Source organism: Stenotrophomonas sp. PFBMAA-4 (assembly GCF_030053215.1).
Lineage (GTDB): Bacteria > Pseudomonadota > Gammaproteobacteria > Xanthomonadales > Xanthomonadaceae > Stenotrophomonas.
Map to the genome: position 1 here is coordinate 55656 of NZ_JASGBW010000013.1, position 17921 is coordinate 73576.

Sequence of the window (17921 nt, forward strand, 5' to 3'; positions counted from 1 at the left end):
GTCGCGATCGTCCCGGATGTTGAGTTTCCGTAAAGGAATTCTTTCCATCCGGATGAAGAGATGATAGTTTCTCTTATATCCGTATGAAGAGATGTTATTGGTCGCGCCCGACCTGGCATGGATTACTGCGGAACTTCCGTCGTCCACTACCACCCCCCACATCGTCATGCCCCAGCACACCCTGCTCGTGGCGGCCCTGGCCGTCGCTCTGGCCGCGCCTTTGTCTGCCGCCGCCGAAACCACCGCCGATGCCAGTGGCGAAGCCAGCACCCTGGCCGCCGTGCGCGTCACCGGTTCCAACATCAAGCGCACCGACACCGAAGCGTCCAACCCGGTGCAGGTGATCGGCCCCCAGCAGCTGGAACAGACCGGCAAGGCCACCGTCGCCGACGTGCTGCGCTCGATCTCGGCCAACACCGGCAACGCCAGCAACGAAACCACCAACAACGGCTGGGCGTCCGGCTCGGCCGGCATCGGCCTGCGCGGGCTCTCGCAGAAGAACACGCTGGTACTGCTCAACGGCCGCCGCCTGGCCAACTACGGCTTCCCGGCCGGTGGCCTGTCCGACACCTTCGTCGACCTCAACGCGCTGCCGCTGGTGGCGGTCGAGCGCATCGAAGTGCTCAAGGACGGTGCCTCGGCCGTGTACGGTTCCGATGCGGTGGCCGGCGTGGTCAACATCATCACCCGGCAGAACTTCGAAGGCGCCGAGATCGGCGGCAGCTTCGGCGGCGCCGACCAGGGCGGCCTGCACGAGCAGAACCTGAAGTTCGTCGGTGGTCTCGGTGACCTGGATACCGATGGCTACAACATCCTCTTCAGCCTGCAGGGCTACAACCGCGAACGCCTGGACCAGGACGAGCGCAACCTGACCAAGAGTGGCATCTACAGCGACCAGCCCGGCGGCCGCTGGAACGGCTGGTCGGCCAAGGGCGCGCGCTACCTCGTCAACGGCGTCTCGGTGCCGATGCTGGATGCCAACGGCAACTGCCCCACCGGCACCACCCGCGTGGCCAGCGCGCCCATCGACGGCCTGGCCGGTGATACCTGCGGCTTCAACCAGGCACCGTACACCACCCTCATTCCGTCGACCAAGCGCTACCAGGCCTACGCCAACGGCACCTTCCGCCTCGGCGAGAACGTCGAGGCCTTCGGCGAAGTGCTCTATAGCCAGATCAAGAGCGCCGCGTGGTTCGGCAGCAGCCCGTTCTTCACCCTGGAAAGCGGCCGCTTCGCCCTGAACGCCGAAACCGGCCTGGCCGAACCGGTCTCGTCCAACCTGCCGGCCAGCAGCCCGTACAACCCGTACGGCCGCGCCGTGCCGATCGAATACACCTTCTTCGACCTCGGCGGCACCATCAAGACCAACCGCTCCACCGCCTACCGCGGCGTGGTCGGCCTGCGCGGCAGTACCGCCGCCTGGGATTGGGAAGTGGCCGCGTTCGGCGCACGCAGCAGCGAGCGCGAAACGGTGTCCGGCGGCTTCGCCAACCGCTGGGCGCTGGCCGATGCGCTGGCCAGCGGCAGCTACAACCTGCTCAACCCGTCGGCCACCCCGCAGTCGGTGATCGATGCCATCAACATCTCCACCCTGCGCCCAGCCGAATCGGTACTGCAGGGCGTGGATGCGAAGATCTCCGGCACCCTGGGCCGCACCTGGGCGGGCGATATCGGCTTTGCCGCCGGTGCCGAGTGGCGCCGCGAGAAGCTTGATTCCAACAATCCCTGGCAGATCGACGCCGGCCTGCAGGTGCGCCCGGCCATTGCCGAAGTACACGGCGAGCGCAAGGTCAGCGCTGCCTATGCCGAAGTGAACGTGCCGCTGGCCTCGGGCCTGGAACTGTCCGCCGCCGCGCGTGCCGACCACTACGACGACTTCGGCGACGCGTTTTCGCCCAAGCTTGGCCTGCGCTGGCAGCCGCTGGATTTCCTGCTGGTGCGTGCTTCGGCGTCGAAGGGCTTCCGCGCGCCGTCGCTGTCGGAGAACTCCAACAGCACCAGCATCGCCTACGGCAGTGTGGTCGACCCGCGTGATCCGGACGTGCCGGGCTCGCGGCAGAACCCGACCTTCTTCACCGTCGGCAACAGCGAGCTGAAGCCTGAGCGGACCAAGAGCGTGAACTTCGGCGTGGTGCTCTCGCCCTGGGCCAACACCAACCTCAGCGTCGACTATTACCGCATCCAGCTGGACAACCTGGTCGGCACCAACAACACCCAGACCCTGGTCAACGACAACGTGGCCGGTGCCGTGCAGCGCGACGAGCGCGGCAAGCTGCAGGCCGTGTTCAACCGCTACCAGAACCTGAGCGAGCTGAAGACCTCGGGCATCGACGTCGAGCTGCGCCAGCGCATCCCGACTGCCGCGCTGGGCGATTTCACCCTGTCCTCGGCCTACACCCACGTGCGCGACTACCGTCGTCCCACCGTGGTCGGTGGCCCGCTGGTGGATTACGCCGGCAGCAACCTCGGCGCAACGCTGCCGAAGAACAAGGCGACCACCACGCTGGACTGGACCTACCGTGATTTCACCACCGCCATCACCTGGTACTACACCAGTGGCTACGACCAGAAGGCCAGCACCGCCGCCGCGGCCGTGCAGGACCGCGTCGATGCGTACAACCAGTTCGACCTGTACCTGGCGTACGCCGGCATCGAAAAGCTGACCGTCTATGCCAAGGTGCAGAACCTGGCTGACAAGACGCCGCCGTACGACGCCTCGTTCCCAGGCATCCGCGCGCCGTACGACTTCAGCCAGTACGACCTGCGCGGCCGCTACTTCACCCTCGGCTTCGATTACCGCTTCTGATGCCCTCGCCGCGGCCGGCCACCCCGTGTGGCCGGCCGCGTTGCCGCTGTCCTGTCTCCTGGGGAGTCACCGTGTCCTTCCACCGCCGTGCCGTTCTGCCGCTGCTGCTTGCCGCCGCCACCGCCTTGTCCTCGCCGCTGCCGGCGCAGGCCCAGAGTGCGTACTTCTTCCCGCAGGCCACCGACGCTGCTGCGTTCGATGCCGCCATTCCCACCCCCGAGCAGTTCCTCGGCTATCCGATCGGCAGCCGCTACACCCGGCACGACCAGCTGGTGGCCTACTTCCAGGAACTGGCCAAGCACTCGGACAAGATCCGCGTGCAGCAGATCGGCCGCAGCTACGAAGGCCGTCCGCTGCTGATCGCCACCGTCACCGCCGCCGACAACCAGGCGCGCATCGAACAGATCCGCCAGCAGCACGCCACCCTGGTCGACCCGGCGCAGCCGCGCAGCGCGGCCGGCGACAGCCCGGTGGTGGTGTGGCTGGGCTACAGCGTGCACGGCAACGAAACCTCCAGCGGTGAAGCGGCGATGCTGACCGCCTACTACCTGGTGGCCAACCGCAGTGCCGAAACCCAGCAGTGGCTGCAGCAGTCGGTGGTGCTGTTCGACCCGGCGCAGAATCCCGATGGCCGCGACCGCGCGGCGAACTGGCACAACGCCTGGGCCTCCGACCCGGCATCGGCCGACCCGGCCGACAAGGAACACGTCGAGCCGTTCCCGCAGGGGCGCACCAACCACTACTTCACCGATCTCAACCGCGACTGGCTGGCGCTGACCCAGCAGGACTCGCGGCCCAAGCTCGAAGTGTTCCACCAGTGGTACCCGAACGTGCAGATCGATTTCCACGAGATGGGCAAGGACAGCACGTACTACTTCGAGCCCTCGCCGAAGAGCATGCACAGCCCGCTGATTCCGGCGGCGTCCTACGAGTTCAACAAGACCCTGGCCAAGTACCACGCGCAGTCGCTGGATGCGCTGGGCTCGCTGTACTACACCGGCGAGAATTTCGACAACTTCTCGCCGGTGTACGGCTCGACCTATCCGGACTTCCACGGTGCGGTCGGCGTCACCGTCGAACAGGCCAGCTCGCGTGGGCGCGTGCAGGAATCGGTGAACGGCCTGCTGACCTTCCCGTTCACCATCCGCAACCAGGTGGCCACCGGCCTGGGGACCGTGCGTGGTGCGGTGACCGAGCGCAGTGGCCTGTTCGATCTGCAGAAGAGCTTCTTCCAGAGCGCCCTGAAGCAGGCCGCGCAGCAGCCGGTGAAGAGCTTCGTGTTCGGCGATGCGCATGACCCCGCACTGACCCGCCGCCTGTTGGAGCTGTTGCTGCTGCATCGCATCGACGTGCATGCACTGGATCGCACGGTGACGGTCGACGGCCAGCGCTTCGACGCCGGCAGCGCATACGTGGTGCCGGTGCAGCAGGCGCAGTTCCGCCTGGTCCATTCGATCTTCGCCGAGACCCCATCCATCAAGGGCGACGTGTTCTACGGCAGCACCAGCTATGCCATCGCACCGGCCTACGGCGTGGCGTTTGCCGGCAGCCGCAGCCGCATCGATGGCGGCGCCCGTGTAACCGCGCTGCCGCCGCTGCAGGGCGCGGTGAACGGCGGCCAGGCGGGCTTCGCCTATGCCATCGACTGGCGCGACTACAATGCCGGCCGCGCGCTGGCCGCGCTGCAGGCCAAGGGGCTGAGCGCACGCGCGGCATTCAAGCCGTTCAGCAGTGCCACCGCACAAGGCCAGGTCGACTTTGCTGCGGGCACCCTGATCATTCCGGTGGCCGGCCAGCCGTTGCAGGGTGCGGCCCTGCTCGAAGCGGTGAGCGGCGCTGCGCGCGATGCCGGTGTGCAGGTACATGCCCTGTCCAGCGGCCGCAGCAGTGAAGGCATCGACCTCGGCAGCGATGGCGTCAAGGCACTGCGCAAGCCGGCCGTGGCGCTGGTGATGGGCGAGGGCGTGGCTGCCACCGAGATCGGATCGGCCTGGTTCCTGCTGGACCAGCAACTGCACCTGCCGGCCAGCAAGCTGGACCCGCAGCAGCTGGGCAAGGTTCCGCTGGACCGCTACACCACGATCGTGCTGTCCGGTGGCACCTACACCGGCATCGACGCCACCGCCGTGGCCGCGCTGAAGCGCTGGGTGCAGGCCGGCGGCTCGCTGGTGACCTACGGCAGCGCATCGAAGTGGGCGGTGGAGCAGAAGCTGGCCGATGGCGAGACGCTGGGCAAGGATGAGGAGGCGGGTGACGCCGACCGTCGCGCATTCGGTGACCAGCGTGACATCGCTGCAATCGAGCGGGTGAGTGGCAACATCCTCAGCGCCGACGTCGATACCAGCCATCCGCTGGCCTTCGGCGTGCCGCGCCGGCAGCTGGCGATCAACAAGGAAAACACGGTGACGCTGCAGCCGAGCGCGAACCCGTTCTCGACCGTGGTGCGTATCGATGCGACGCCGCGGGTGAATGGCTACCTGTCCGAGCGCAACCGGGCGCGGGTGGCGGGCAGCGCATGGCTGCTGGTGTCGGCGCAGGGGCAGGGCAACGTGGTGTTGTTTGCCGATGACCCCGCGCATCGCAAGTACTGGCATGGCACGGATCGCCTGCTGATCAACGCGATTTTCTTCGGGAATCTGGTGAATCCGGCGAAGGCGCGGGGTTGAAGCTTTACGCGCCTTGTTGATGCTGGGGGTGGGAGGACGGATGGGCCGCGCAGGACACGCCGCAAGTACGTCCGTGTAGGCTCGTAGGCGCCTTGCTCGTGTGCGCTGTCCTGCGCACACGGCAAGACCGGGGTTGGGCGTCCTGCCCAACCCGCCCGAGGCATGCCTCGGGCCCATGGCGCCTGCGGTCCTGCGCGACCCATCCGTCCTCCCCAGACAGTTTCCTGCGGGCGCGGACGCATCAAACCCAAGGCGGGAGCAAGGGCAAAAGCAAAAGCAAAAGCAAAAGCAGCGGCTCCGGCTTTTGCTCTTGAATTTGAATTTGAATTTGATCTTTCTTCCTCCGGCTACCCCGCGGGAGAAGGAAGGCGCTGGAAGTGTCTGAAGCGTTGGGGAGCGGGGGCGGCGCAAAACCGCAGGCGCCATGGATGGCGCCTACGAGCTTACATGGATGTATTTACAGCGTGTTTTGCGCCGCCCCCGCTCCCCAACGCCCCCGCAGAACCCACCGCAGGCTCCAGAACCACCCAGGTAGCCAGCGCAAAAAAAAAGGACGGCGCCTCAGCGCCGTCCCTCGATAGCCCCCCGCGCAGCGGGAAGCGCAACAGCCGTCAGCTGCGATCAGCCCGCGCGACCGCCGCCGTTGCCGCCCTGGCTGCGGCCACGGCCGCCACCATTGCCGCCACCGCCACGACGCTGGCCCTGGCCGGCGCCCGCACCGGCACGCTGCTGGCCATTGCCACCGCCCTCGCGACGGCCGCCGCCGGCCTTCTTCGGGCCTGCGTGCGCGTGGCGAGGCGCATCACCGTGCGGGCGACGCGCATGGCTCTTGCGCGGTGCGCGCTCGCCGGTATCGTGCTCGGCCTTGCCCGGTGCACTGTTGCCCCAGCGGATCGGCGTCTGCAGCTCGAAGCCCGGCACGTCGCGGATGTCCATGTCGCGGCCCAGCAGGCGGGTGATCGCGCGCAGCAGCTTCACTTCATCCTGTGCCACCAGCGAGATCGCCTGGCCGCTGGAACCGTTGCGGCCGGTACGGCCGATGCGGTGCACATAATCCTCGGCCACCATCGGCAGATCGAAGTTGATCACCTTCGGCAGTTCGTTGATGTCGATGCCGCGCGCGGCGATGTCGGTGGCCACCAGCACGGTCACGCGACCGGCCTTGAAGTCACCCAGGGCGCGCAGGCGCTGGCCCTGGCTCTTGTTGCCGTGGATCGCCGCGGTCTTGATGCCGGACTTTTCCAGGAACGAAGCCAGCTTGTCGCTGCCGTGCTTGGTACGCGCGAAGACCAGGGTCTGCTCGCGGCTGTCCTGCGCCAGCAGGTGCAGCAGCAGGTCGCGCTTGCGGCTGCCATCGACCGGGTGCACGCGGTGGGTGATGGTCTCGGCCACGGTGTTCTTCGGCGTCACCTGGATCTGTTCCGGGTTGCGCATGAACTCCAGCGCCAGCTGGCGGATGTTGTCCTCGAAGGTGGCCGAGAACAGCAGGGTCTGGCGGTTCTGCTTCGGCAGCTTGGCGAGGATGCGCTTGATCGACGGCAGGAAGCCCATGTCGAGCATGCGGTCGGCTTCGTCCAGGATCAGTACTTCGATGCCCGACAGGTCGACGCTGCGACGCTCCAGGTGATCGATCAGGCGGCCCGGGCAGGCGACCAGCAGGTCCACGCCGCGGCGCAGGATGTCCAGCTGGTTGCCCATGCCGACGCCGCCGTAGATGCAGGCGCTGGGGATGCGCAGGTACTTGCTGTAGCCGCGCAGGCTGTCATGCACCTGGGTGGCCAGTTCGCGGGTCGGGGCCAGGATCAGCGCGCGCGGCTTGCGCGGGCCGCTGCGCACTTCCTGCGAGGCGGTGCCCAGGTGCTGCAGCAGCGGCAGGCCGAAGGCGGCGGTCTTGCCGGTACCGGTCTGTGCGCCGGCCAGCAGGTCGCGACCGGCCAGCGCCAGCGGGATCGCCTGCTGCTGGATCGGGGTCGGGTTTTCGTAGCCCTGCTCGGCGAGCGCGCGCAGCAGGAAAGGCGCGAGGCCCAGGGATTCAAAAGACATTGAGATTGCTCCAAGTACAAGAAACGCCTGTCCGAACGGACAGACGGGGGCAGATCAAACTGATCGGCTGACTCGGAGCGTTCCCGTGAACCGCGCTGCGAGAATTGGGTGCAGCCGGCACGGAGCGCAGGCTGGAATGCGTGACGAACGGCGTCGGAGTGGGGGCGGGCGAAGTGGGCGGACCCAGGTCGCCGGCGATCCCGGAGGGAAACGGACGGCCGCTGCAGACCCCGCAAGTCTAAACGATCTTCAAGACTCCACGCAAAAACCCCTGTTCAGGTAGGGGGGCTGCAGGGCTTGCAGCCCTGCACCCGCTGCAATCAACGTCAACGTCAAAAGCTGGGTATCTGAGGGATGGCGGGGCGGGTCCGGTTGAGGGGGACGCCGTAAACCCATCCATGGGGGCTTGGTCGCGGCATCCATGCCGCTCACACCCCCTCAACCGGACCCACCCCGCCTTCGACAGTTTCCTGCGATCTGTCGGAACGGCGTTCTGCTTTGGTGGGTGCCGACCGTTGGTCGGCACGGATGAATTCATTCGATATCTGACAGATGTGTCGACCAACGGTCGACACCCACCAACAGCCGCGTGAACCTGTCGAAGGTGGGGCGGTGTCGGATTGCGGGGTGTCCGCCGCATGGATGCGGCGGCCAAGCCTACAGGGACGTACTTGCGGCGTCCCCGCAATCCGACACCGCCCCGCCAAACCACGGATCGCCCGCTTTTGACGTTGACGTTGCTTCTGCAGGTGCAGGGCTGCAAGCCCTGCCGAACCCCCCACTACGGTAGGGTGGGCCGATGCCGCGCTGCAGCTTGGCTACACCGCGCATTTGATTACACTTGAAACTTGTTTGCCCACGACTCCGGACACCCACCCATGAAGCTTGGTTCTTTGAAGGAAGGCGGCCGCGACGGCACCCTGATCGTCGTCTCGCGTGACCTGCGCCACGGCGTGCGCGCCACCGGCATTGCCGCCACCCTGCAGCAGGCCCTGGAGGACTGGAGCCACATCGCCCCGCGCCTGAACGCCCTGTACGAATCGCTGAACGCCGGCGACGCCGATGGCGTCTTCGACCTCGACCCGCAGGCGCTGGCCGCGCCGATGCCGCGTGCCTACGAATTCGTTGATGGCAGCGCCTACCTGCCGCACGTCGAGCGCGTGCGCCGCGCCCGTGGCGCCGAGGTGCCGGAAAGCTTCTACACCGATCCGCTGATGTACCAGGCCACCAGCGCCGGCTTTTATGGCCCGCGCGATGCGGTCAAGGTGGTCAGCGAGGAGTACGGCATCGACCTGGAAGCCGAGATCGTGGTCATCACCGACGACGTGCCGATGGCCGCCACCCCGGAACAGGCCGCTGGCCACATCCAGCTGGTCGGCCTGGTCAACGATGTCTCGCTGCGCAACCTGATCCCCGGCGAACTGGCCAAGGGTTTCGGTTTCCTGCAGTCCAAGCCGCGCTCGGCCTTGTCGCCGGTGTTCGTCACCCCCGATGAACTGGGCACCGCCTGGCAGGACAGCAAGGTGCACCTGCCGCTGCTGACCCACATCAATGGCCAGTGGTTCGGTGCGCCGGAAGCGGGCGTGGACATGCAGTTCAACTTCGCCCAGCTGGTCGCGCATGCGGCGAAAACCCGTCCGCTGGGCGCCGGTACCATCGTCGGCTCGGGCACCATCGCCAACGAGGACACCAGCAAGGGTGCCTCCTGCTTCGCCGAGCAGCGCACCGTGGAAACCCTGCGCGACGGCAAGCCGAGCACGCCCTTCATGTCCTTCGGTGACGTGGTGCGTATCGAGATGCTCGACGCCGCCGGCAACAGCATCTTCGGTGCGATCGAACAGCGCATCGAACAGGCGGCCAGGCCCTGAGCATGGAGGCGGCGATGGACATCCTGGTTGACGACGGCCTCGTGCTGTACACCTACTGGCGATCCAGCGCCGCCTACCGCGTGCGCATCGGCCTGTTCCTGAAGGGCCTGGCCTGGGAGGGCCGGCCGGTGCACCTGGTGCGCGACGGTGGCGAGCAGCATGCCGACGCCTATGCCGCGCTCAACCCGCAGCAGCTGGTGCCGGCGCTGCTGCATGAGGGACACACGTTCACCCAGTCGCTGGCGATCCTCGAGTACCTCGACGAGCGCTTCCCGCAGGTGCCGCTGCTGCCGGCCGATGCGGTCGGCCGCGCGCGGGTGCGGGCACTGGCCCAGCTGGTGGCCTGCGATATCCATCCGATCAACAACCTGCGGGTGATGCAGTACCTCGAACGCCGCCTGGAAGCACCGGCCGACGCACGCACGCAGTGGACCCTGCACTGGATGGCCGACGGCTTTGCGGCGATGGAGTCGATGCTCGCGGGCAGTGCCGATACCGGCATCTTCTGCCATGGCGACCGCCCCGGCCTGGCCGACATCTGCCTGCTGCCGCAGCTGTACAACGCGCACCGCTTCGGTCTGGACCTGACCCCGTACCCGACCCTGCGCCGCATCGAGGCCGCCTGCCTGGCACTGGACGCCTTCGACCGCGCCCGCCCGGAAAACCAGCCCGACGCCGCCTGACAAGCCGCTTCGCGCGCCGGGCGTGGCCCGGCGCTACCGGTCGGACGTCGGTGGCAGCGCCGGGCCATTCCCGGCGGATTCCGCGTCGTCCTCCCGCACACGGCGCAGGTCATCGCGGAACAGCCGGTAGGCCTCTTCGCGCCGCACGTCATCGCCCTGCCGCAATACCCACGCCGGGTGCACGGTGGCGTAGCCGCGGGTGCCGTCTTCCAGCGTGTGCCAGCGCCCGCGGTCGCGCGACAGCTGGAAACCCGCGCCGAACACCGACGCGGCGGCCGTGGCGCCCAGGCAGACGATGAGCTGCGGCCGCACCCGCGCGATCTCGCCCAGCAACCACGGTTGGCAGGCGCGCACATGGCGGCTTTCCGGCCGCTTGTGCAGGCGGACCTTGCCGCGCCGCTCGTGGTGGAAATGCTTGACCGCATTGGTCAGGTACAGCGTGGCGCGGTCGATGCCGAGTTCGGCCAGGGCACGGTCCAGCAGCTGGCCGGCCGGCCCGGCAAAGGGCCGGCCACACAGGTCCTCGGTATCGCCCGGTTGCTCGCCGATCACCATCACCCGCGCATCGGCCGGGCCCTGGCCAAACACCACCTGGGTGGCCGGCTCCCACAGCGGGCACTGCCGGCAGCCAGCGGCCTGCGCGCGCAGTGCCTCCAGGCTGTCGGCGCTGGAGGCAGACGGTGCCAGCGCCGGCCGCTGCGGAATCTTCCGCTGCGGTGCCTGCGCGGGCCGGTCGTGCATTTCCTGCACGCGATCGGCCGCGTCGCGCACCAGCCCGGGCAGCAGCTGTGCTTCCGGCAGGTGCCGCCAGTACCGCGCTGGCATCTCCTGCAGCATCATCCGGGTGTTCAACCGGGCCGGGTTGAAGATGCTGGCGTAGTAGGTCTGCCACAGCGATTCGCGCGCATCCTCGGCCGGCGCATCTTCGCGGCGGGCGCCGGGCCCGAACGCCAGCGCCTGGCCATCCCAGTGCACGCTGCGGCCGGGGGTGAGGATGGCCCAGCGCATGCCAGCGAAGCGGCGCGCGAAGAACGGCGCGACCCGCTCGACGATGTGGTGGTCCGGCTCGAACCAGGCAATGAAGGCATCGGCCTGGCCGGGCACCTCGCGGAAGCGCACGAAGGCCTTCATCTTGTGGGTGTCGCGGCGCACCGCCTGGGCCAGGGCCATCGCCCGCAGCACGTCGGCATCGGCCGGATTGGACAGCACGCTGCGTTCGCCATGGGCGATGCGCCACAGCAGCCGGTACAGCAGGGCCAGGCGCTGCGGCTCGCGGTGGCACAGGCAGGTCGCCGCCAGCTCCATGAAGTCGCGTGGCACGTTGGGCGCGCTGGCGTCGGCGGGCAGGGCGGCACTCTGCACGGAGGGTGCATCCAGCAGCGAGGCATCGCTGCCTTCCAGCCAGTCCAGCTGCGCCGGTGCCACGCCGCGCAGCAGGGCCTCGCGCGCGGCATCCCGCCAGGCCTCCAGCGACCACGGCGGGTCCACCCGCAGTGACCAGCGCTGCGCGTCAGGCGGCGGGCGGTGCATCGAACAACGAGCCCTGGCGCGGTGGCGGGGCCAGCTGCGCGCGCAACGCCGCCGGATCATCCAGCGCCTTGCGCGGGTGGTGGTCGGCCAGCAGCACGAACGGCAGCAGCTTGCTCATCGGTGCCTTCAGCCGGGCCACGTCGGCCACCCGCAGGCGGCCATGCCGCCGCGCCATCAGCACCCGCTTCACGTTGCGCACGCCCAGCCCGGGCACGCGCAGCAGCAGTTCCTTCGGCGCGCGGTTCAGATCCACCGGAAAACGCTCGGGGTGGCGGATCGCCCAGGCCATCTTCGGGTCGATGTCCAGGTCCAGCATGCCGTCCTGGGTGGTGTCGGTGATCTCCTCCACGCCATAGCCGTAGAAACGCAGCAGCCAGTCGGCCTGGTACAGGCGGTGCTCGCGCTGCAGCGGTGGCGGCTGCAGGGGCAGCTGGCGGCTGGCATCGGGAATGGGGCTGAAGGCCGAGTAGTAGACCCGGCGCATGCGGTAGTTGCCATACAGGGCATCGGCGCTGGCCAGGATCTGCTGGTCGTTGGCCCCATCGGCGCCGACGATCATCTGCGTGCTCTGCCCGGCCGGGGCGAAGCGCGGCGGGCGAGGGCGCGCGCTGCGGGTGGCCGCCGGCGCGACCACGGCCGGCGCCTTGCGTGCCTCCTTGGCCTCCTCGATGCGCCAGCGCAGCTCGCCCATCGCGCCACGGATCGACTGCACGGTCTTTTCCGGCGCCAGCGCGCTCAGGCCGGCCTCGGTCGGCAGCTCCACGTTGATCGACAGCCGGTCGGCATAGCGCCCGGCACTGGCCAGCAGCTCGGGCGAGGCCTCGGGAATGGTCTTGAGGTGGATGTAACCGGCGTAGCGGTGTTCCTCGCGCAGCTGCCGCGCCACTTCCACCATCTGTTCCATGGTGTAGTCGGCATTGCGGATGATGCCGCTGGAAAGAAACAGGCCCTCGATGTAGTTGCGCTTGTAGAAGTCCAGGGTCAGCGCGACCACTTCGTCCACGCTGAAGCGCGCCCGCGGCACGTTGCTGGACACGCGGTTCACGCAGTAGGCGCAGTCGTAGATGCAGAAGTTGGTCAGCAGGATCTTCAGCAGCGACACACAACGGCCATCGGGCGTGTAGCTGTGGCAGATGCCCATGCCTTCGGTGCTGCCGATGCCGCCGCTGGCGCGCGAATCACGCTTGCCCGCGCCGCTGGAGGCGCAGGAGGCGTCGTACTTGGCGGCGTCGGCCAGGATGGCCAGCTTGCGGATGGTTTCCATTGAGGAAACCTACGGACAGCGGGTCTCATTGGATGAGACAGCCGCTTAACCCTTCAGGATTCCGCCGGGCATGGCCCGGTGATACCGGTAGCGCCGGGCCATGCCCGGCGTCCGGGCGGCTCAGAAGCCGTGGGTGATGCTGGCCTGGGTCGGCGAGGAGAAATCCGCGTACGGATCGTGCTCGCCGCTGCTGCCTTCGGACAGGCGGAACTTCAAGGCGAGGCCGTCGCGCGAGTCGGCGGCGCGCAGCGCTTCCTCCTGCTCGATCACCCCGTTCTTGGCCAGCCGGAACAGGCACTGGTCGAAGCTCTCCATGCCTTCTTCCAGCGAGGCCTCCATCGCGGCCTTGATCTCGTGCACCTGGCCGCGGCGCAGCAGGTCGCGGATCATCGGCGTGTTGATCAGCACCTCGGTGGCGGGCAGCCGGCGGCCCTCCTTGTTCTTCACCAGGCGCTGGCTGATCACCGCACGCAGGTTCAGCGCCAGGTTCATCAGCACGTTCTTGTGCGCGCTTTCCGGGAAGAAGTTGAGGATGCGCTCGATGGTCTGGTCGGCGTTGTTGGAGTGCAGGGTGGCCAGGCACAGGTGGCCGGTCTCGGCGAAGGCGATGGCCGCCTCCATCGTTTCCGCATCCAGGATCTCGCCGATCAGGATGACGTCCGGCGCCTCGCGCATCGCGTTCTTCAGCGCGTTGTGGAAGGCATGGGTGTCCAGCCCGACCTCGCGCTGGTTGACGATCGACATCTTGTGCTTGTGCAGGTACTCGATCGGGTCCTCGATGGTGAGGATGTGCCCGGTGGTCGTACTGTTGCGGTGGTCGATCATCGACGCCAGCGAGGTGGACTTGCCCGAGCCGGTGGACCCCACCACCAGCACCAGGCCACGCGGGGTCATGATGACGTCCTTAAGCACCTGCGGCAGGTTGAGCTCTTCGATGCTCGGAATCCGGCTGCGGATGGCGCGGATGACCATGCCGACCTCGCCCCGCTGCTTGAACACGTTGACACGGAAGCGCCCGGCATCGGCCAGGGCGATGGCCATGTTGAGTTCCAGCTCGCGTTCGAACTGGGGCACCTGGCCCTCGTCCATCAGCGAATAGGCGATTTTCTTCACCATCCCCGGCGGCAGGCCGGTATTGCCCAGCGGGTACAGCTTGCCCTCGATCTTGATGTAGACCGGCGCACCGGTGGTCAAGAACATGTCCGAAGCGTTCTTTTCGGTCATCAGCTTCAGGAAGTAGCCGATATCCATTGCGAATTTTCCCCAACGAAACTGCCGACGCCCGTTGCAAGCACGGTGTCGGCTTGACGACAATGGCCGTGAACCGACAACCGGTACGGCCTCCCCAATGAAACGACTTAGCTTCGCACGAATGCGCCACAGCCTGTATGTGATGGCGTTTGCATTCGCACTCTCTGCCCCCGTCTGGGCGCAGGATGGCGCACAGGAACTGGCCCAGGCCCGGCAGGCGGTGGACAAGGCCACCCAGGCCGACGCCGACCAGTACGCCCCCGATCTGATCGGTCTGGCCCGCCAGGGCCTGGAGCAGGCCCAGCGTGCCGCCGGCGACCGCCGCGAACGCAAGAACGCCCCGGCGCTGGCCCTGCGCGCCGCCGCCGATGCCGACCTGGCCCGTGCCCGCAGCGAGGAAGCCACCGCCACCGCCCAGCTGCAGCTGCGCCGCAACGAGGTCAACCAGCTGCAGCGCCAGCTGTCGACCGGGGAGGACCGCCGATGAAGCCGATCTCCGCCCTGGCCCTGGCCACCGCGCTGGCGCTGCCGGCCCTGGCCAACGCCGCCGACAACCCGATGGTCGGCCAGCTGACCCAGCGCCTGATGAACATCCAGGCCAATCCCGACACCGCCGAGCTGGCCGCGTTCGAGCGCATGCAGGCCCAGCAGGCCATCACCACCCTGGACAAGGCCAAGCGCCGCGACCAGGAGCTGGCCACCTACCTGGCCGAGCGCCGGGTCGAGATTGCCGAGACCAGCGTGCGCGCCGCCCTGGCCGCCCGCGAGGTCGACCGCCTGGACCGCACCCGCAGCGACCTGCTGATCGAAGCCAGCCGCCGCGATGCGGCCCGTGCCCGCCAGGAAGCGGAACAGCTGCGCATGCAGGCGCAGATGCAGGCCGAGGAAGCCGAGCGCCTGCGCCAGGCGGCCGAAGCCGAGACCCTGGCCCGCCAGGACGCCGAGAACGCCCTGACCAGCGTGGCCGGCAAGCAGCAGCAGCGCCTCAGCTCGGCCCAGCAGAACGCGGCCAAGCTGGCCCGCGAGGAAGCCGAGCTGGTGTCCGGGCAGAAGCTGCCGGGGTCGAAGTTCGATGCCCGTGGCGAAGTCTTCACCCTGGGCGGCGACGCCTTCGGCGCCGGTGCGGCCAGCCTGTCCGGTGGTGCGAAGAACCAGGCCAAGGCGCTGGCCGAGTACCTGAACATCGGCAAGAAGGGCCGGGTCCGTATCGAGGCCTATGACAGCGCCAATGGCGTCGGCCAGAAGCGCGCCGAAGCCCTGCGCGATGCCCTGGTTTCGGCCGGTGTCGCCAGCAGCCGCATCCAGGTCAGCGGCAAGAAGGCGGCGTCCACCAAGGCCCGCTCGGCCGAGGTCATCGTCGCGCCGTAATTGCTTGAATCTGTTTGTTTTTCGTTGCGTTGAGTATTCAGCCTGAACCCCGCCCCGGCGGGGTTCGGTCTTTTTGTCGCGGGGGTCTTGTACCCGGCCCGGAGCAGGCGTAGGGTCAATCGTCCGGGACGCAATGCCGCGGACCGGACGATGGGAGGGCCGGGCCGATGAAAGCAGGGCGCGAACCGCAGCAGACCGACGTGCGCAGGCCAGTGCCGCAGGTCGTTGTGGGCACCCATGTGGCAATCGACCGGCGCTCCTCCATGAACAACGCCCCGTGCCTTGCGGCCGGGGCGTTCGTGTATCTGTCGAAGGAGGTCCATCATGTTTGAAGATCAGCCCCAGAGCGAGATCGACGCCCGTCGCGCGCGTGATCCGGAGTTCCGGGCACTCCATGACCAGCACCGCAAGTTGAACAAGAAGTGCATGGACGCGGAGCTGGGTGTACTCCCGATCGATGATGTCACCCTGGGTCGCATGAAGCGCGAGAAGCTGCTGGCCAAGCAACGCCTTCTGCGTATGTACGAAACACCGCTCGCAACGACGTCCCCCACGCACTGACGCTCCGGTCGCGCCGGGAACGGCGTGACCCGGCCAACGATGGCCCCGCGGTTGCCGGCAACGGCGGCCGCGCCAAGGCACCACAGGCGGTGGTGCCTTGGCCTGCAGGCATGCCCTGCAACCCTGCGCATACCTTCAGTCCACCGATGCGGGCGGTACTGGTCTCCTCGTCGATCCGGGGCCGTCCGCATCCCCTTGGGCGCTCAGCCGAGCATGGGCTCGGCTCTACAAAGGCTCAGCCGAGCATGGGCTCGGCTCTACAAAGGCTCAGCCGAGCATGGGCTCGGCGCTACAAAGGCTCAGCCGAGCATGGGCTCGGCGCTACAAAGGCTCAGCGGGTGGGTGCCGACCGTTGGTCGGCACGCCCACGGCTCCTGACTTTCGCAGCCATCCGGCGGATAATCATCTGTCCGGCCCTGCGTGGCGCGAACCGAAGTTTCCGAATGCCCATCCATTCCTCCGTCCTCGAACTCATCGGCCAGACCCCCATCGTCAAGGCCCAGCGCCTGGATACCGGCGTCTGCGAGCTCTACCTGAAGCTCGAAAGCGCCAACCCGGGCGGATCGATCAAGGACCGCATCGGTCTGTCGATGATCGAAGCAGCGGAACAGCGCGGCGACCTCAAGCCCGGCGCGACCCTGGTCGAAGGCACCGCCGGCAATACCGGCCTGGGCCTGGCGCTGGTGGCGCAGCAGAAGGGCTACAAGCTGATCCTTGTCGTCCCCGACAAGATGAGCCGCGAAAAGATCTTCAACCTGAAGGCGATGGGTGCCGAAGTGCGCCTGACCCGTTCGGACGTGGCCAAGGGCCACCCGGAGTACTACCAGGACCTGGCCAAGACCATCGCTGACCAGACCCCGGGCGCGTACTTCATCAACCAGTTCGGCAACCCGGACAACCCGGCCGCGCACGAATTCGGCACCGGTCCGGAAATCCTCGAACAGATGGGCGGCGACCTCGACGCCATCGTGTTCGGCTGCGGCAGCTCGGGCACCATGACCGGCCTGTCGCGCGCCTTCGCCAAGCTGTCGCCGAAGACCGAACTGGTGCTGGCCGATCCGGTCGGCTCGATCCTGGCCGAGTACATCAACGACGGCAACCTGAACGACAAGTCGGGCAGCTGGCTGGTGGAAGGCATCGGCGAGGACTTCCTGCCGTCGATCTCGGATTTCAGCCGCGTCAAGAAGGCGTATCCCATCACCGATGCCGAGAGCTTCCACACCGCCCGCGAGCTGCTGGGCAAGGAAGGCATCCTCGGTGGTTCGTCCACCGGCACGCTGCTGGCCGCCGGCCTGAAGTACTGCAGGGAACAGACCACGCCGAAGAAGGTGCTGGTGCTGGTGCCCGACACCGGCAACAAGTATCTGTCGAAGATGTACAACGACTACTGGATGCTGGACAACGGTTTCCTGGAACGCCCGCAGCACGGCGACCTGCGCGACCTGATCCTGCGCCCGTACGGCCAGCGCGACACCGTCGTGATCGGCCCGAACGACCTGCTGACCACCGCCTACCAGCGCATGAAGCTGTACGACGTGTCGCAGCTGCCGGTGATGGACGGCGACCAGCTGGTCGGCATCGTCGATGAAAGCGACGTGCTGCTGCATGTCTACGGCGATGAAGCGCGCTTCCGCGACCCGGTGGCCACGGCCATGGTCAGCAAGCTGGACCGCCTGGACGTGAAATCGCCGATCGAGGCGCTGCTGCCGGTGTTCGACCGCGGCCAGGTGGCCATCGTCATGGACGGCGCCGCCTTCCTCGGCCTGATCACCCGCATCGACCTGCTGAACTACCTGCGCCGTCGCGTTCAGTAAGCGGCAGATCGCGACCGATTACCGCTGAATTCCGGTTTATTCGCGTCAAAGCCTGTTAAGGCGGCGC

Annotated in this window: 12 protein-coding genes; 8 read left to right on the forward strand and 4 right to left on the reverse strand. The window is 67.6% G+C overall.

Going from position 1 to position 17921, the window contains the following annotated elements:
* Positions 1-166 precede the first annotated feature (166 nt).
* On the forward strand, positions 167-2806 hold the full coding sequence (locus tag QMZ26_RS10265) for a TonB-dependent receptor (RefSeq protein ID WP_283221389.1): 2640 nt from the start codon (positions 167-169) through the stop codon (positions 2804-2806).
* Positions 2807-2877: 71 nt separating this feature from the next.
* Positions 2878-5472 carry a M14 family zinc carboxypeptidase gene (locus tag QMZ26_RS10270; RefSeq protein ID WP_283221390.1) on the forward strand — a complete coding sequence of 865 codons (2595 nt, stop codon included), beginning with the start codon at positions 2878-2880 and terminating at the stop codon, positions 5470-5472.
* Positions 5473-6093: 621 nt separating this feature from the next.
* Here the strand turns inward: QMZ26_RS10270 and QMZ26_RS10275 are convergent.
* Positions 6094-7515, reverse strand: coding sequence for a DEAD/DEAH box helicase (locus QMZ26_RS10275; RefSeq protein ID WP_283221391.1), 1422 nt, complete (start codon positions 7513-7515; stop codon positions 6094-6096).
* Between the two features lie 878 nt (positions 7516-8393).
* Between QMZ26_RS10275 and QMZ26_RS10280 the strand changes: the two genes are divergently transcribed.
* Positions 8394-9383, forward strand: a complete 990-nt coding sequence (locus QMZ26_RS10280; RefSeq protein WP_200734536.1) for a fumarylacetoacetate hydrolase family protein — start codon at positions 8394-8396, stop codon at positions 9381-9383.
* A 14-nt stretch (positions 9384-9397) separates the two neighbouring features.
* Positions 9398-10066, forward strand: a complete 669-nt coding sequence (gene maiA / locus QMZ26_RS10285) for a maleylacetoacetate isomerase (protein ID WP_283221392.1) — start codon at positions 9398-9400, stop codon at positions 10064-10066.
* A 33-nt stretch (positions 10067-10099) separates the two neighbouring features.
* On the opposite strand, the gene QMZ26_RS10290 is transcribed toward maiA, so the two are convergent.
* The 3 genes from QMZ26_RS10290 to QMZ26_RS10300 all read right to left on the reverse strand — a co-directional run bounded on the left by QMZ26_RS10290 (position 10100) and on the right by QMZ26_RS10300 (position 14111).
* Positions 10100-11596, reverse strand: a complete 1497-nt coding sequence (locus QMZ26_RS10290; RefSeq protein ID WP_283221393.1) for a UdgX family uracil-DNA binding protein — start codon at positions 11594-11596, stop codon at positions 10100-10102.
* A complete protein-coding gene (locus tag QMZ26_RS10295) occupies positions 11577-12860 on the reverse strand; it encodes a putative DNA modification/repair radical SAM protein (RefSeq protein ID WP_283221394.1) in 1284 nt (427 codons plus the stop codon). Before QMZ26_RS10295 ends, QMZ26_RS10290 begins: the two co-directional genes overlap by 20 nt.
* Before the next feature lie 120 nt (positions 12861-12980).
* Positions 12981-14111, reverse strand: a complete 1131-nt coding sequence (locus QMZ26_RS10300; RefSeq protein ID WP_079220524.1) for a PilT/PilU family type 4a pilus ATPase — start codon at positions 14109-14111, stop codon at positions 12981-12983.
* Between the two features lie 121 nt (positions 14112-14232).
* On the opposite strand from QMZ26_RS10300, the gene QMZ26_RS10305 reads away from it, so the two are divergent.
* The 4 genes from QMZ26_RS10305 to QMZ26_RS10320 all read left to right on the forward strand — a co-directional run bounded on the left by QMZ26_RS10305 (position 14233) and on the right by QMZ26_RS10320 (position 17854).
* The gene (locus tag QMZ26_RS10305) at positions 14233-14598 is read left to right on the forward strand and encodes a DUF4398 domain-containing protein (protein WP_079220525.1); all 366 of its coding nucleotides are present in this window, start codon (positions 14233-14235) and stop codon (positions 14596-14598) included.
* On the forward strand, positions 14595-15479 hold the full coding sequence (locus QMZ26_RS10310; protein WP_283221395.1) for a hypothetical protein: 885 nt from the start codon (positions 14595-14597) through the stop codon (positions 15477-15479). The genes QMZ26_RS10305 and QMZ26_RS10310 overlap by 4 nt, the downstream gene beginning before the upstream one ends.
* Positions 15480-15803: 324 nt before the next feature.
* Positions 15804-16040 carry a YdcH family protein gene (locus QMZ26_RS10315; RefSeq protein WP_079220527.1) on the forward strand — a complete coding sequence of 79 codons (237 nt, stop codon included), beginning with the start codon at positions 15804-15806 and terminating at the stop codon, positions 16038-16040.
* A gap of 443 nt (positions 16041-16483) precedes the next feature.
* Complete coding sequence (locus QMZ26_RS10320; RefSeq protein ID WP_079220528.1) at positions 16484-17854, forward strand: pyridoxal-phosphate dependent enzyme; 1371 nt, start codon at positions 16484-16486, stop codon at positions 17852-17854.
* Positions 17855-17921 lie beyond the last annotated feature (67 nt).

Bases quoted from the DNA above. Each gene is read 5' to 3' on its own strand.
- QMZ26_RS10265 (WP_283221389.1), top strand. From the start codon at position 167: ATGCCCCAGCACACCCTGCTCGTGGCGGCCCTGGCCGTCGCTCTGGCC.
- QMZ26_RS10275 (WP_283221391.1), bottom strand. From the start codon at position 7,515: ATGTCTTTTGAATCCCTGGGCCTCGCGCCTTTCCTGCTGCGCGCGCTC.
- QMZ26_RS10280 (WP_200734536.1), top strand. From the start codon at position 8,394: ATGAAGCTTGGTTCTTTGAAGGAAGGCGGCCGCGACGGCACCCTGATC.
- maiA (WP_283221392.1), top strand. From the start codon at position 9,398: ATGGACATCCTGGTTGACGACGGCCTCGTGCTGTACACCTACTGGCGA.
- QMZ26_RS10290 (WP_283221393.1), bottom strand. From the start codon at position 11,596: ATGCACCGCCCGCCGCCTGACGCGCAGCGCTGGTCACTGCGGGTGGAC.
- QMZ26_RS10295 (WP_283221394.1), bottom strand. From the start codon at position 12,860: ATGGAAACCATCCGCAAGCTGGCCATCCTGGCCGACGCCGCCAAGTAC.
- QMZ26_RS10300 (WP_079220524.1), bottom strand. From the start codon at position 14,111: ATGGATATCGGCTACTTCCTGAAGCTGATGACCGAAAAGAACGCTTCG.
- QMZ26_RS10305 (WP_079220525.1), top strand. From the start codon at position 14,233: ATGCGCCACAGCCTGTATGTGATGGCGTTTGCATTCGCACTCTCTGCC.
- QMZ26_RS10310 (WP_283221395.1), top strand. From the start codon at position 14,595: ATGAAGCCGATCTCCGCCCTGGCCCTGGCCACCGCGCTGGCGCTGCCG.
- QMZ26_RS10315 (WP_079220527.1), top strand. From the start codon at position 15,804: ATGTTTGAAGATCAGCCCCAGAGCGAGATCGACGCCCGTCGCGCGCGT.
- QMZ26_RS10320 (WP_079220528.1), top strand. From the start codon at position 16,484: ATGCCCATCCATTCCTCCGTCCTCGAACTCATCGGCCAGACCCCCATC.